Below are 15,266 nucleotides of genomic sequence, written 5' to 3'. Positions count from 1 at the left end.
GGAATGACAAGGAATAAGACATATCTGTTGACATTGATCCTGAGTGGTGCAGCATGGGTTTGCCCCGGTCTTACAGGACAGACTTCCTTTGTTTATGAAAAAGGGAAGATGTTTACTGACGTTACAGCTTTTCAGATGGAGCATTCTATCGGGTTGGGAACGCAGCAAACACCAGTATATTATGAAAAGAATATTCCGGGGAAACAGCAAACAGTTTCCTATCGAATAGAGATACCGGCCTATAAACAGGGTATCTTCTTCAGCCGCGATAGCCGGCCGGGCGATTACCAATGGCCGAACAATACGAATAGGTTATTACCCTGGGTATTCAACCGACTGGATGATTTGACACAAGAGGCTTATCCGGGTATCCCGTCCAACGGGGCTCCTTCCGTGCTGGGTGATGCCCTGTTGCTGGAACTGGCCGACGGTGGGTTTCTCTTTGCCAAAGTAGTGGCCGGAGAGAATAGTATCAGTTGGTTTCAGGTGAATAAGGACGGTTCGCTGACTGCCTACCTGTCTACGTTAGGGACTGACAACCTGGCTTCGCAAGCTCCTGTCCTGCTGGCTGAAAAAGGGAAAACGGTTTACGATGCGATCCATAAGGCATATACCGCACTGATCGGTAACCGGGAAGTATCGGCTTTGCAGAAAAGAACGGACAAAGACTACTTCGAGGCCTTCAACTACCTGGGCTGGTGCTCCTGGGAACATTATCATTTCGATATAGACGAGACCAAGATGCTGAACGACCTGGACGGTATCGAGGCATCCGGCCTTCCTATCCGTTACGTCCTCATAGACGACGGACACCTGGCAAACAAGAACCGCCAGCTGACGAGCTTCGTGCCGGATAAAGAACGGTTCCCAAACGGATGGAAGAATATTATCTCCCGGAAGAAAGAAGATAAGATAAAATGGATGGGGTTATGGTATAACTTCTGCGGTTACTGGATGGGGATATCGCCTGAAAACGATTTCCCGGAAAAGATTAAAGAAACCCTTTATACCTACAATGGAAGTATGCTTCCCGGCAAAAGCAAAGAGAATATCGGGATATTCTATCAATATTATATCGGAACGCTGAAAGACTATGGCTTCGACTTTCTGAAGATAGACAACCAATCTTTCCTGCTACCTCTTTATATGGGTAATACGGAAGTGATACGGCAAGCCAAGGCCTGCAACCTGGCGCTGGAAGAACAAACACACAACCAGCAGGTCGGACTGATGAATTGTATGGCGCAGAATATCCTGAATATCGATCATACGCAATACAGTAACCTGGCCCGCGTCAGCATCGATTATAAGAAATATGATGAAGACATGGCCAAATCGCATCTGTTCCAGTCTTATACCAATACATTGCTGCAAGGACAAACCGTTTGGCCCGACCATGATATGTTTCATTCGAGTGATACTGTCTGTGGCAGTCTGATGGCCCGCTCGAAAGCGATCTCCAGCGGTCCGGTCTATTTATCGGACTCTCCGGTTGATTTCGTAAAAGAGAATATCCTGCCGCTGATCGATGAAGAGGGCAGAATATTCCGCCCCGAAGCGCCTGCCATACCGACACCCGAGTCGGTGATAACCAATCCGCTGAAGGACGGAAAGGCGTACCGGGTATTTGCTCCGACAGGAGATGAAGCAGTGTCGCTGATCTGTTATAACCTGAATACATCGCCTTCCCATCACCAGGTGGAAACAACAATCAGTCCGGCGGATTATTCTCTCCGGGAAACAATGAGCGGGAGAGCTGCTCCCCAGGCAGAACGTATCTTATTATACGACTGGGAAAAGCAAACGGCAGAAGTGTTGACTGCCGATAAGCAGATAGCATTGGAAGGCTTTACAGACTGCCTGTTCCATCTTTGCCCGATCCGTAACGGATGGGCTGTGGTGGGAATACAGGAGAAGTTCCTCTCGCCGGCCACAGTCGAGGTCATCTTCTCCAGTCCCAAGCAGTTAAAGTTGAACGTTCTTTGTCCGGGCAATCTCCGGGTATGGGCGGAAGGAAACAGTCAGCAGGAATTACGTACCATACCGGTCAGTCATCCGGGAGAAATAACAATAAACAAACAATAATCCAAAAACATACGATCATGAACAAGAGCCTACTTCTATCCCTGGCCGCACTTCCCTTAGTAGGGACGACAGGCCAGACAAAAGCTTCCAAGATACAGGAACGGCCGAATATCATTCTATTCCTTGTGGATGATATGGGGTGGCAGGATACTTCCCTTCCTTTCTGGAAAGAAAAGACACATTACAACGAGGTCTACGAAACGCCGAATATGGAACGTCTGGCCCGTCAGGGGATGATGTTCACACAGGCGTATGCGTCGAGTATCAGTTCACCCAGCCGTTGCAGTCTCTATACCGGAATGAATGCCGGCCGCCACCGGGTAACGAACTGGACCTATCCCAAGAATGCTTCCACCGACCGTAAAAGCGATATACTGGAACTACCGGACTGGAACGTGAACGGTATCTGTGAAGTACCGGGTATCGAACATACCTATCAGGTAACCTCTATGGCCCAGATACTGAAAGATAACGGCTATCATACCATCCATTGCGGTAAGGCCCACTGGGGGGCAGTAGATACCCCGGGCGAAAACCCTTATCACTTCGGCTTTGAAGTAAACATCGCCGGACATGCCGGGGGTGGTCTGGCGAGCTATCTCGGTGAAGCTAACTTCGGTAACCGTACGGATGGAAAACCGAGCCCGTGGTTTGCCGTCCCCGGACTGGATAAATACTGGGGACAGGATATATTCATCACCGAAGCACTGACACAAGAAGCAACCAAAGCACTGGATAAGGCACAGCAATACGACCAGCCGTTCTTCCTCTATATGTCGCACTACGCCATCCACGTTCCGATCGACAAGGATATGCGCTTTTATCAGAAGTATATCGATAAAGGCCTGGGAGAAAAGGAAGCGGCTTATGCCGCCCTGATCGAAGGAATGGATAAAAGCCTGGGCGACATCATGAATTATCTGGAAAAGAACAACCTGGCTGATAACACCATTATCCTCTTTATGTCCGACAATGGTGGCCTGGCTGCCGAACCGGAATGGCGTGACGGCAAACCGCATACACAAAACTCTCCCCTCAACAGCGGTAAAGGTTCTGCCTATGAAGGAGGCGTACGCGAACCGATGATCGTTAGCTGGCCGGGGAAAGTACAGCCGCAGACGAAATGCGACAAGTATCTGATCATCGAAGACTTCTTCCCGACCATCCTCGAAATGGCAGGCGTAAAGAAGTACAAAACGATCCAGCCTGTCGACGGTGTCAGCTTCATGCCGTTACTGACCAACACCGGCGACCCTTCCAAAGGACGCAGCCTTTACTGGAACTTCCCGAACCTTTGGGGAAATACCGGCCCGGGTATCGGAGCAACCTGCACGATCCGTCAGGGTGACTGGAAGCTGATCTACTATTACGAAACTGGAAAGAAAGAGTTATTCAATATCCCTGACGATATAGGCGAAAAGAACGACCTGTCCGCTGCCAACCCAAAGATGGTAAAAAAGCTATCCAAAGACTTAGGAAAGCAGTTACGTAAGATGGAAGCACAGCGACCGGCATTTAAGGCGACCGGTAAGCCTTGTCCCTGGCCGGATGAGATAGAATAATTTAATACTTGTCCTTGCTTTATTTCAATAATATATCCTATCTTTGCCTGTAACAAAATTATTTAACTATGAAGAATAGACGAAAGACAAGGATTGTACCTGTTCCTGTCATACAGGAGCAGATACGGAAAGAGAGAATAAGTATTTCTAAAGAATTGGGAAGATACTTATTGGATGTATCAAAACTGGTCATTGGAGGAGCTGTTATTACAACATCCCTACAACTTAATACAGGCAAATCAATGATCATTGTAATTGCATTCAGTATAGCAATAGTCTTTTTTATATTGGGATTTATAGTATTAATCTTTAAAAATAAATAATTATGGGACCGGCTTTATTATTATATTCTCTTTTAGGAGCAGCAGCCCTTATAGGATATATCTTCCTTTTTAAAACTAAGAAAGGTAGGGATTGGTTAGAGAGAAACAGTTAAGCTAACAATAAATATTTAGCCCGGATAACAGGATATCTTCATAAGATACTTACTATCCGGGCCTTCTATTATATAAACCTCTCTCTCTTCTGCAAATTCAGTAACCCTATCATCATCCATACCAGGCCGCCTGTAAAAAGGAAGATACGGCTCTTAATGATCAGGCTTTCCCAGATCACCGGAAGGAAGTTTTCGGGAACCTTGAACGGGTTCAGCAGGATATTCCAGAAGGAACGCTCTATGAAATCCATCTCACTGGTTATCAAGAGAAGGATTGCCAGGATGATCGTTAATACCGCTGTCCCATTGCCGCTACGGGTAATCGTGGAGAGCATAAAGGCCAGATTACCGAAAAAGACCAGTGGAAACATCAACTGGATGGACATCTCAAACGGGTTGACCGGATAGAGCAACAAGGTCGCCACATACGAAAAAGCCACAAGGATAAAGAAGATCGCCACATAGATCATCAGCAGACGTACTCCCCACACCTTGTACTTATAGTCAGGGATACCGAAAAGGATTTCCAGTATCCGGTTGTCCTCATCGTTCTGGATGCCGAATACAGCCGGATAAAAGACAAGCAGAACACATGGGAACATCAGCAGGTTATAGATCACCCCTTCGTTAATCTCCGAACGGTTCCAGGCCACCTGGAACATGAAATAGGCAAAGAAGACAAACGCCGCCAGCAGGAACCAGATGAACTTCCCGGCAAAGATGATCTTCAAGTTGTACTTCACTACTTTAGGTAGCAGTTGTATGAGTTGTTTCGTTGTCATATCAATCATTCATATTCTTTAGTAGACAGAGATAAGCATCTTCCAGGTTCGGTTCTACCTGTACGGCACCCTCATAAGGCGGTACGGCAGAAAGATAGCGTACCTGTATCGTATCGCCATCCTGGATATGATGGATTACCATTGTCTTATCCAATACTTTCTCAAATTCTTCCCGTCCGATATGGAACTGCCATACCTTGCCGGCAGCCATATCCACCATATTGATCGGATCGCCGAAATACTTCAGATCCCCCTTATTGATTACTACCACCTGGCTGCAGGAACTGGATATATCTTCGATAATATGGGTGGAGAAGATCACGATGCGGTCACGGCTCAATTCGACCAGCAGGTTACGGAAACGGATACGTTCGCGCGGATCGAGTCCGGCCGTAGGCTCATCCACCACCAGGATACGCGGCAGGTGAAGCAGGATCAGGGCAATACCGATACGCTGTTTCATACCGCCGGAAAAGGAGCCGATCTTATCGTCCTTCCGCTCGTACATGTGGACGGCTTTCAGGACATATTCCAGACGCTCGTTACGCAGTGCGGTATCTGTAATACCTTTCAGGATAGCCTGGTAATCGAGGAACTCCCAGGAAGACATATTCTCGTAGGTTCCGAATTCCTGCGGAAGGAAACCGATCAGGCTCTGCAGTTCTTCGCGGTAGATACGGGTATCGAGGCCATTGATCCAGATGCTGCCATAGCTCTGTTCGAGGATACCGCAGATCACACGCATCAGGGTAGACTTACCGGCTCCGTTAGGCCCCAGAAGACCGAACATCCCCGTGCGGATTTCGAAAGATACTCCACGAAGGGCTTTGAACGGCTTGCGTTGTTTACCGATCAGCGGGATACTCTTGACCATGCGGAACCACGAACGCCGCAATCCGGCCATACGTCCTTTGATACGTTCGATATTGATCTCCTTTTCATACAGATATTGAGAGGAGATATAGACGGCAATACAGAACGCCCATAACAAACCGACTACACCGACCAGATTCGTATTATCCATCTTCAGGAATAACATGAACAGGATAACCGGCGGAATACTCCAGAAGATCACGCGATTGATATACTTCACCGTCTTACTCTCTGCAAAACGGAAATACAGATACTCCCGTACTTTCCGCCACAGGTAAAGGATCGTAGCATAAATGGCAAACGACAGCAGGAATATCCACAGCCGGTTGTCGATAAAGAACCAGGTGAAATAGATTCCGAAGAGCAGCATTCCGAATTGCCAGATCACATTCACAAAGTCTTTCAGGGAACGGTACTCGTTGCCCAGTCCCAGATGCCGGCGGATATGCAGTCCGCTGTTCCATTGGCGGCTGAAGCGTCCCGGCCAGTCGTATATTTTCACCAAGTTGCGGACAGAGATATGTATTTCCTCTCCGGGATCGATCACCTTCGAGCGAGCCCGGCGCAAGCTGGTCTGTGCAAAATAAGTCACGCCCGGAATACCGAACACCAGTAGCACCAGATAGATGGACTGCCACAGCATACCATCGGCATACAACCAGATACAGGCAATCCCCAACAGGAACAAGACCAGATGAAGTATCCATATTTTAGGGGACAGGCCACGATACCATTGCAACGTATTTTCCAATCCCATGCAGACGGTCGGTATCAGGATCAGGGTAAGCAAAGCGGAGAAAGCCAGCCCCCCTATCACTGTGATGGCAAACGGCGCACCGATCGCCCCGGCATATTCCGCATCCCCCATCGCCAGCGGGAACATAGCCACGATGGTCGTGATCGAAGTGATCAGGATCGGGCGGATACGCGACAGGCCGGCTGTCATCAGCGCCCGATTGCGGCGGTATCCCTGCCGGCGTAGGATATTGGAGTAGTCGATCAGGATGATACCGTTGTTCACTACCACCCCCAGCAGGATCAGGAAGCCGGTCAGCGTATTGGCATTCAAGAGGCTGTTGCCCGTCAGCAGCAAGGCCAGCAGGGAACCGATAGCAGCCAGCGGGATCGAGAAGAGCAGGACAAAGGGCGTCACCAGCGACTCGAAGACCGAAGCCAGGATCATAAAGATCAATATAAAGGCAGCTACGATCAGGAACTTGAAGTCGGCAAACTGATCCTCCTCATGGAATACCTCCACCGCCACCCCGGCAGGCAGGTTATACCCCGCCACCAACTGGTCGATGTCCGAACGATAGCCTTCCAGCAGCTCTTTCGACGACTCCACATCTTTGGAAAAGTTATAGAACACCTCGATCTGCTTATCCTGATTGACACGCATGATACGCGAACGGCCACGACCATAGTTGATAGAGGCCAGATCCTGCAGGTTATGCAATCCCCCTGCCGCATTCTGTATCTGCACGGCACGCAGATCGTCGATCGTTTTATCTTTCTTCCCGGTTTCCTCCTCCTCTTCTTCGGCTTCGGGGACATCGTTACGGATAATGATATCATAGGTATCCTCTCCCACCTTGAAGGAAGAGCCGGACGAGTATTCCGAATTGAGCGCCGCCAGTCCGGAAGATATATTGGCACGGGAGATATCGTAGGAAGTCAGCAGGATAGGATCGAAATCAAGCCGTATCTCCGGCTGACGGCGGTTGTAGGAAACGTTGGAGTTGCGGATAAACTCCTGCTCATCGAGGTAATAACGGAAATCTTCGGCTACGAGCTGCATGACATCGAAGTCGGAACCTTTTATCACGATCCGTTCGCGGTTATCGCCTATTCCCAGCAGGCGCATAAAGCTACCCAGGCCACTCATGGCCGAGCCAGCTCCTCCTCCTCCACCCATCGCCTCGTTGACGGATATTTCCACTCCCTGGATGTTGGCCAGCTTCGATTGTACATCGGCTTTGATATCGGCAATCTTACGTTTACCTATTTTCGTATAGTCGTCTTTCAGGACAAGGGTAAGCACGGCATCCGTCTCACGGATACGGCAGATCAGGTCTTTCATCTCCGGAAAGTCGGTCAGACGTTCCTCCATCACTTTGACGACCTTGTCGGTGTTGTCGAGCGTGCTGCCGGTCTGCATCGTAGCGTAGATGTTGAAACGGTCGGAGTCGACATCCTTCATCTGCTGGACATTCAGCGTGATGGAGAGGATCAGCGTGGCAAACAGTAGGATGATGGCACCTATGATCGTCACTCCGGAATTACGCATGCAAGTCTTCAGAAAGACCAGATAAATCTGAACGGGACGCTGTACGATCGAGACTTTCTCGTAGAACACGCTTTGCCCCGTCTTCTTCCGAAGCAAGGTATACGTAGCCATCGGGATAAAGAGAAGGGCGACAAAGAGCGAGATCGTAAGGGTCGAGATGATGGAGACGCCGATATGATGTCCGATCAGCTTGATCATGAAATTATCGGAGAAGACGAAAGGCAGGAACACCGTCACCGTCGTCAGCGTAGCGGCCACGATCGAGCGCCACACCTCCCGGGTGCCCTGCGTCACGGAACGTTCGGGCGTAGCTCCGGTGCCGGAAAGACGGTAGATGTTCTCCAGTACCACCACACTGTTGTCGAGCAGCATCCCGATGGCCAGCGCCATGCCGACCAGCGTCAGGCTGTTGATCGTTATCCCGAAGGCATAGAAGAAATTGAAAGCCGTGTAGACCGAGATCGGGATCGAGAGGGCGATAAAGAACACCAACCGCAGGTTCTTCAGGAAGAGCCAGAGGATGAGCACGGCCAGCAGACCGCCTATCAGAGCCAGGTTGATGATCTGGTCGATATTATTCTCCATCGTTTCGGCCGTATTTTCCTGCACCACGACTTCTACATCGAGGTGTTCCAGCTTCTTATTCAGCTTGTCTATCGCTTCGGTAGCGCGGTGCGACAGATCGATCAGGTTGGCTTGCGAGTCGTTCGTGAGGGCGACGGACACGGCATCTTTCCCGTTCACACGGCTGAAAGAGGTTTCTTCCTTCAGGTCGAAAAAGACCGTACCGACATCTTTCAGCAGTACAGGGCCAGGGGCAACGACGATGTTCTCCAGGTCGCTCACCGCCGTATAGAGCGAGTTTACATGAATGAAATACTTGCTGTCCGGCTCGTCGACAAAGCCCACGAAGGCCTTGTCCTGTGTGTTTTGCGTCAGCAGACTGCTTATCTTCGAGGGAGTGAGGTTGAGTGCCCGGCAAGCTTCGGGATTGAGCCGTATCTCGATGGCTTTCTCCCGGCCGCCATAGACATTGACGGAAGCTACCCCGTCGATATTCTCAAGGTCGGAACGGATCTCTTTATCCACGATATTACGCACACGGTCTATCCCTCCCGAGCCACGCACCTGAAGCACCATGAAGTTGTTGGCCAACTGCGAAACATCCACTTTCTGCAACTGCACCGTAAAACCCTCGGGGAAAGTAGCCGCCAACTCATTCACTTTCTCCTGCAGGCGCAGTGAAGTGATCTTGAAGTTGACCGTATTCTTAAAATCTACCTGTATATTCGATTGCCGGCTGTCGATATTCGACTGTATCTTATCCACCCCGCCTATCGAACTGATCGCTCCCTCGAGGGGAATGATCACCTCCGACTCCACATACTGAGGATCCATGTCCTGTTGGGAAGATACCTGGACAAAGAGCATCGGCAGTTCGGCATTCGGCAATAACTCCACCGGAAGTTGTTTATACGACACATAGCCCAACAGGGACAGTGCGATGAACAGCATCGAGATCGTTATTCTTCTATGTAGTAAAAAGTTCATATCTTTTTCATCCTTTCCAACACATAATACACACACGGTATCACCATCAAACTCATTAAAGTAGATGTTATCAGTCCCCCGATCACCGCGATAGCCATCGGCGAACGCAGCGAAGCACCCTCACCGAAGCTGAACGTCATCGGCAGCAAAGCCAGGATAGTCGTCAGCGTGGTCATGATGATCGGGCGGATACGTTGCTGGCCTGCCTGCACGATCGCGTCGGTCAGGGGGCGGTCTGTTTTCAGTTGGTTGATACGGTCGACGAGGATGATGGAGTTGTTGACAGCGATACCCACCAGCATCACGATCCCGATCACTCCCATCATATTAATGGTTGTCCCGGTGATGAAAAACAGCAGGATCGCCCCTACCACCGCCAACGGAATCGTCAGCAGGATGGTAAACGGATGGAGCAGCGACTCGAACTGTGAAGCCAGCACCATATACACCAGTATCACAGAAAGCGCCAGGGCAAACAACAGGCTGTTCATCGACTCCTGCCGCTTCTCCTCCTCACCCGTTACCGTGATGGAATAGTTGGCAGGGAGTTCGATGCCTTTTACCGTCTGGCGGATCTCTTCAGCCACCTTATCCAGCGACTTGCCGGCATCCATATTCGCCATCACCCGGCTGATACGGTTCTGTCCACGCCGGTAGATCTCTTTCGGAGCTTGCGACTCGCCGAAGGTGGCGATCTCGCGCAGGCGGAACTCCTGTTCGCCGTTCTTTATCACCAGGTCGCCCAGAGCCGCTAGCGGGATATCGGGGGTCTTGATGACGATGTCGCGCATCTCGCCGCGGTACTCCATCTTTCCGGCTTCCTTGCCACCCAGTTGTTGCTTCAGCTGCTCGATAACGGTGGCGACGCTCAGGTTGTTGATACCCGCCATCGTACGGTTGATGGAAATGGTTATTTCCGGGGCACCGTCTTCAATGGAAGAAACGATATTATATAATCCGCTTACGTCCTGTATGCGGGTCTTTACTTCTTCGGTGATAGCGGCTATTTCATCCAGTTCCTCTCCTTTCACCTCTACCACGATAGGGGCGCCTTCACTGCCGAGGAGCGAACTGAGGGAGTTTTCTTCCTGTTTGATAGTCAGCTCGAGGCCGTCGGGATTCTCCGCCGTGCGTACGAACTGTTCGATGACCGCTTCCGGTGCGATTTTACATTCGGGGGAAAGGATCACTTTCATCATGGCCGTGTTCTCTCCTTCAAAGATGGCATTCTCGGAGCCACTGCCCTCACCTATATGGCTGTAAACCGTCAAGAGGGAGTCGCCCGATATCGTATAAAGGAGTTCCTCCAGGTTCGAGACGGCCGAAGAAGTACGTTCGAGCCTAGTCCCTTCCGGCATCTTCACCACGACGGTAAAGGCCTTGCTTTCCATCCGGGGCATAAACTCCGTCCCGATCAGCGGGAGCAGGAAACCGGTGATCACCAGCAATCCCACCGCCCCGGCAATCACCCACCAACGATGGCCGATCAGACGGCGCAACAGATGGCTGTAACCGGCCATCTGGATAGATTTCGTTTCCGTTATCTCCGTCTCTTTTTTTCTCTTTCCGGAGATGCGGTCATACAACATCGGTATCACCAAGATCGCCACGAAAAGCGACGAGACGAGCGAGAACGTCACCGTCCAGGCCTGATCCTTGAACAGCTCGCCCGAAGCCCCGTGCAGATACACGATCGGAAGGAATACAACAACCGTCGTCAGCGTAGAAGCGATAACCGCCCCCGCCACTTCCGACGTACCCTTGATGGCCGCTTCCCTCACCGACAGTCCTTTCTCCTGGTTGCGGAAGATACTTTCGATCACCACAATGGCATTGTCCACCAGCATCCCGGCACCCAGCGCCAGACCGCCCAGCGTCATTATATTCAGCGTAAGCCCGTTAAAGAACATCAGGTTGAACGTAGCCACGATCGAGATCGGGATCGCCATGCTGACGATCAGCGTCGTCCCGAAACGGCGCAGGAAAACGAACAGGATCACCACCGCCAGGACGATACCCAGCACGGCACTGTCTTTCACCTCCCCGATCGCACTCTTGATAAACGTCCCCTGGTTGGTTATCACCTTAAAATGATAACCGGGCAACGCCTGCTCGATCACGGCCAGCTGACGGGCTACACCATCCACTACCTTGACCGTATTATAACGCATTTCTTTATAGATGGACAACCCGATACTCCGTTCCCCGTTGATGCGGACGATGTTGTCGGGACGGGCATTCTCGAATGTCACGGTAGCTACTTCGCGCAGGAAAAGGGGGGCTTTGTCGCCTGTCGCTTCCGCAGCAGAGCCGGTATTGTTCGTACTTGCTGCCGTCTCCTGTTTATTGATCGCCTTATAACCGACGATCAGGTTCTCGAAGTCTTCGGCCGAGGTGAACAAGCTGGAGCTCTTTACCAGATACTGCAAGCCCAGTTCGCTGACGCGGCCGCCGGAGATACTCTGGTTGTTTGCCTCGATACGGGAAGCGATATCTTCTATCTTCAGTCCGAAGGCATCAAGTTTATACGGGTCGGTACGGATCGTCAGGGTACTTTCCTCCTGCCCCGACAACGTTACCTCTGCCACACCTTCCAAGCGGATCAGCTCGTTGCGGATATAGCTTTCGGCCACTTTCCGGAGCTCCGCCATATCCGTTATATGCTGATGCGAGAGGCCGATCAGGATAACGGGCGACTGGTTCGGGTCGTGTTGCGTAATCTTCAGCTCGGTAATATCTTTGTTCTGAGAGAAGGGATTCATCGCCTTCTGCAAGTCGAGGAAGGCCTCATCCATATCTTTCGTCCAGGTATATTCCACCGTGATACGAGCCGAACCCGCTTTCACGACCGACGATACCTGTGTGACGTCGCTCTGGCGGATCGCCATCGACTCCATGTTCTTGACGAACTGCTTCTCTATCTCTTCCGGCGGACGTTCTCCAGCTTTCAGCTCGATAAACAGCCGGGGGTTATTCAGGTCGGGCAGCAGGTCGACGCTCAACTGATCGTAGGAGATCTTCCCCAACAGGAGAATCGCCAGCACAACCATACAGATAGTGACCGGATTGCTTACCGCAAATTTGACGATGTTCTTCATATTATACTCTATCGGTCACTATTTTTGTACTTTCACTTTGCTGTTCTCCTTCAGTGTCTCGAAGCCTTTGGTCACGAGGTTGTCGTTTTCATTCAATCCTTCCAGCACTTCGATATTGTTCTCGTCTTCCAGCCCTGTCTTGATATTCCGCAGGATCGCCGTATTCTTATCCACGATGAATACATATTTGCGGCGGCGGTTGGACTGTACCACATCTTTCGGGATGATAATGGCGCTGTCGGCCCTGTCTACCACAATATCCGCCTTGACAAACATTCCCGGACGCAGCTTCAGGTCATTGTTCATGATCAATACCTTCCCTTTGAAAGTACGTGTCTCCGTGCTGATAGCCGGCGACAGTTCGCTGATCACCGCCTTCAGGGTATCTTCCGGCAGGGTATAATGAGTGATGTACACCGGCTGATCGGCCTTCACATAGCTGATGGCACTCTCCGGCAGGTTGACATCCATATACATCCGGGCATAATCCATGACGCCGACCATCGGCTTTCCCTGCTCCACCCTTACATCCGTGGTATAATGGGGAAGATTGACGATCACACCGTCGAAAGGAGCTTTTACATTCATCTTTTCAAGGCTGAGCTTGGCGTTCTCCAGATCATAGCGGGCATTGGTTACCTTCACCTCCGTGTTACGCATTTCGCTGAGTGTTACGCCGCCCTTTTCGTACAAGGCTTTCTGCTTGTTTTGTTCCTGCTCGGCTATTTCCAGGCTGAGTTCCTTGGCGTCGATGGCGATGCCGTTTTCGTATTCCTTATCTTCGAGACGAATGATCAGCTGTCCTTTGGATACGAGATCACCCAGCTTGAAAGGTTTGCCTGTCTTCGGGTTGGTCTGAAGTTTGTAAAGGCCGCTCATTTCGGAATTGAGATCCACGCCGTAAGTCGGTTGTGCCGTGCCGGTCGTATTGATCAGCTTGCTGATAGAGCCTTTCTTCAGTTCCGTTACAGAAACCGGTGTGGCGATATCACTGGGAGCATTCTGCGGCTGGTTGTTGCAACCGGTGGTTATTACGGCTAGTAATAAAAGAGCAACGAGGGAATGATTATACTGTTTCATGGCTGATTATTTTGCTGATATTAAGTCTTTCATCGGGACAATAGGGATATTTCTCTCAAAGTCGTACAACGAGAGTATTTTAAGATTAAGCAACTCTATCTTGTAGTTGATGAGTGCCTGGGTATACGATATCTTCTTGTTCGAGAGCTGTGTCTGGAACTGGCTCATTTCCATACCGGTCAGGTCGCCTTCCCGGTAACGGGTCAGGTTCAGGTCGTAGGTGAGCTGGGCATTCGTCACGTTTTGCTCGGCAATCTTTATCTGTGTCCGGAGATTCTCCAGGCTACGCCATACCTGGCGGATATTCAACTCGATATCTACCTTGTCTTCGTGGAAGTCCAGCTTATTGATGTTCTGTGCTACCTTCTGCGCACGGACGCGGGCTTTCTTTTCTCCCCAGTCGAAGATAGGCACGGAGAAGCTGATGGCAACACGCGGGTTCTGTGTCGGGTTATCATAGATATTCTTCAGGTTGCGGTTGTCACCGATCAGACCGAAGGAAACGGCAATATCTCCCTTGAACTCGTTCAATGCCTTTGTCTTGATCATCTCAAAGCCCAGTTCATCGCTCTCGATCTCCCGCTGGCGAAGTTCCAGACGCGACTCCAGGCCATGCGAAATAGCCTGCTGCAAGTCCACATCGATCGGCTTGATATCTATCTCGGCAAAGACCATCAGGTCTTCATCGAGGTTCATTCCCAATGTCTGCTTGAGCTTATCCTTTGCGTTTTCGAGTGAAACCTGCTGTTCTTCTACCGACGAGCGGGCGGTTGCCAGGTTAAGTTCCGCCTGGAAGAGTTCGTCTTTGGCTGACAGGTCGGCTTCCACCTTATTCTTTATAATGTCGTAGCTTTGCTGGGCATTCACCAGTTCCTCTCGGGTGATAGCCAGTTGGCTCTGCGCCATATAGACGCTATAGAACTGGTTCGTTATGTCCTTTTCGGTATTCAGACGTTGCAGAGCATAGCTGATGTTGGCATTCTCGTAATCATACTCGATCTGCTTCAGCTCCATCTTCCGCTTATTGTATGTGAAGATAGGTTGCGAGAGTTGCAGGTAAAGGTTGTTGTTGAATGCCTTATTGCTGTTTGTCGATCCTTCCACATCCGAGTTATTGTCTTGCCAGCCGAAGGTGTTTATCAAAGATACCACACCATCCGTCCATAAGATAGGCTGATCTACCCGGAAGGTGCCGCTCGAACTGAACGTTTCGTTGGTATACCACTGCGACAGACGGTTATCGAACCGGCGGTTCTTATTATAATCCACCGGAGTCAGATCGAGTGAAAACCGGGATTTAAGAGAAGCCCGCTGGGCAACCAGATTCTCCTGATACCGATCCAGGTTCATGTGCGAACGACGCAGGGTCGGACTGTTCTCTTCCGCTATGTCCAATGCTTTCTCGATGGTCAGAGACAGTTGCCCGTGAGCTATCAGCGGAACTCCCAGCAGTACAACAATCGTAAGGATCATCTTTTTCATCAATAGTAACTCTCTTTGCATATACAAGAT

Annotated in this window: 8 protein-coding genes; 3 read left to right on the top strand and 5 right to left on the bottom strand. The window is 50.5% G+C overall.

All coding sequences use genetic code 11. From position 1 onward, the window contains the following. Positions 1-3 precede the first annotated feature (3 nt). From HMPREF1212_RS21315 to HMPREF1212_RS21305, 3 genes are all read left to right on the top strand, one after another. Positions 4-2,085, top strand: coding sequence for a Sip1-related alpha-galactosidase (locus tag HMPREF1212_RS21315; RefSeq protein ID WP_046151008.1), 2,082 nt, complete (start codon positions 4-6; stop codon positions 2,083-2,085). Positions 2,086-2,102: 17 nt separating this feature from the next. Beyond that, positions 2,103-3,647: a sulfatase gene (locus tag HMPREF1212_RS21310; protein ID WP_046151007.1), complete on the top strand. Its 1,545-nt coding sequence runs from the start codon at positions 2,103-2,105 to the stop codon at positions 3,645-3,647. A gap of 68 nt (positions 3,648-3,715) precedes the next feature. Next, positions 3,716-3,970, top strand: a complete 255-nt coding sequence (locus tag HMPREF1212_RS21305; protein ID WP_046151006.1) for a DUF6722 family protein — start codon at positions 3,716-3,718, stop codon at positions 3,968-3,970. A gap of 181 nt (positions 3,971-4,151) precedes the next feature. Here HMPREF1212_RS21305 and HMPREF1212_RS21300 read toward each other — a convergent pair whose 3' ends face one another. From HMPREF1212_RS21300 to HMPREF1212_RS21280, 5 genes are read right to left on the bottom strand one after another with little or no spacing between them, the layout of a single operon-like run. Continuing rightward, entirely contained in the window at positions 4,152-4,865 is a 714-nt protein-coding gene (locus HMPREF1212_RS21300; RefSeq protein WP_046151278.1) for a hypothetical protein, read from the bottom strand. Between the two features lies 1 nt (position 4,866). Beyond that, positions 4,867-9,576 carry an efflux RND transporter permease subunit gene (locus HMPREF1212_RS21295; RefSeq protein WP_046151005.1) on the bottom strand — a complete coding sequence of 1,570 codons (4,710 nt, stop codon included), beginning with the start codon at positions 9,574-9,576 and terminating at the stop codon, positions 4,867-4,869. Continuing rightward, complete coding sequence (locus HMPREF1212_RS21290; RefSeq protein WP_046151004.1) at positions 9,573-12,674, bottom strand: efflux RND transporter permease subunit; 3,102 nt, start codon at positions 12,672-12,674, stop codon at positions 9,573-9,575. Before HMPREF1212_RS21290 ends, HMPREF1212_RS21295 begins: the two co-directional genes overlap by 4 nt. 18 nt (positions 12,675-12,692) lie before the next feature. After that, a complete protein-coding gene (locus HMPREF1212_RS21285) occupies positions 12,693-13,754 on the bottom strand; it encodes an efflux RND transporter periplasmic adaptor subunit (RefSeq protein WP_046151003.1) in 1,062 nt (353 codons plus the stop codon). Positions 13,755-13,760: 6 nt separating this feature from the next. After that, the gene (locus HMPREF1212_RS21280; protein ID WP_028729994.1) at positions 13,761-15,257 is read right to left on the bottom strand and encodes a TolC family protein; all 1,497 of its coding nucleotides are present in this window, start codon (positions 15,255-15,257) and stop codon (positions 13,761-13,763) included. Between the last annotated feature and the right edge of the window lie 9 nt (positions 15,258-15,266).

It is taken from the genome of Parabacteroides sp. HGS0025 (genome assembly GCF_000969845.1).
Lineage (GTDB): Bacteria > Bacteroidota > Bacteroidia > Bacteroidales > Tannerellaceae > Parabacteroides > Parabacteroides gordonii.
The sequence above is the reverse complement of the archived record's forward strand: the minus strand, read 5'-3'. Positions and strand labels throughout refer to the sequence as shown.

Excerpts from the sequence above, each read along its gene's own strand:
- HMPREF1212_RS21295 (WP_046151005.1), bottom strand. The coding sequence starts at position 9,576 with ATGAACTTTTTACTACATAGAAGAATAACGATCTCGATGCTGTTCATC.
- HMPREF1212_RS21285 (WP_046151003.1), bottom strand. The coding sequence starts at position 13,754 with ATGAAACAGTATAATCATTCCCTCGTTGCTCTTTTATTACTAGCCGTA.
- HMPREF1212_RS21300 (WP_046151278.1), bottom strand. The coding sequence starts at position 4,865 with ATGACAACGAAACAACTCATACAACTGCTACCTAAAGTAGTGAAGTAC.
- HMPREF1212_RS21315 (WP_046151008.1), top strand. The coding sequence starts at position 4 with ATGACAAGGAATAAGACATATCTGTTGACATTGATCCTGAGTGGTGCA.
- HMPREF1212_RS21280 (WP_028729994.1), bottom strand. The coding sequence starts at position 15,257 with ATGCAAAGAGAGTTACTATTGATGAAAAAGATGATCCTTACGATTGTT.
- HMPREF1212_RS21310 (WP_046151007.1), top strand. The coding sequence starts at position 2,103 with ATGAACAAGAGCCTACTTCTATCCCTGGCCGCACTTCCCTTAGTAGGG.
- HMPREF1212_RS21305 (WP_046151006.1), top strand. The coding sequence starts at position 3,716 with ATGAAGAATAGACGAAAGACAAGGATTGTACCTGTTCCTGTCATACAG.
- HMPREF1212_RS21290 (WP_046151004.1), bottom strand. The coding sequence starts at position 12,674 with ATGAAGAACATCGTCAAATTTGCGGTAAGCAATCCGGTCACTATCTGT.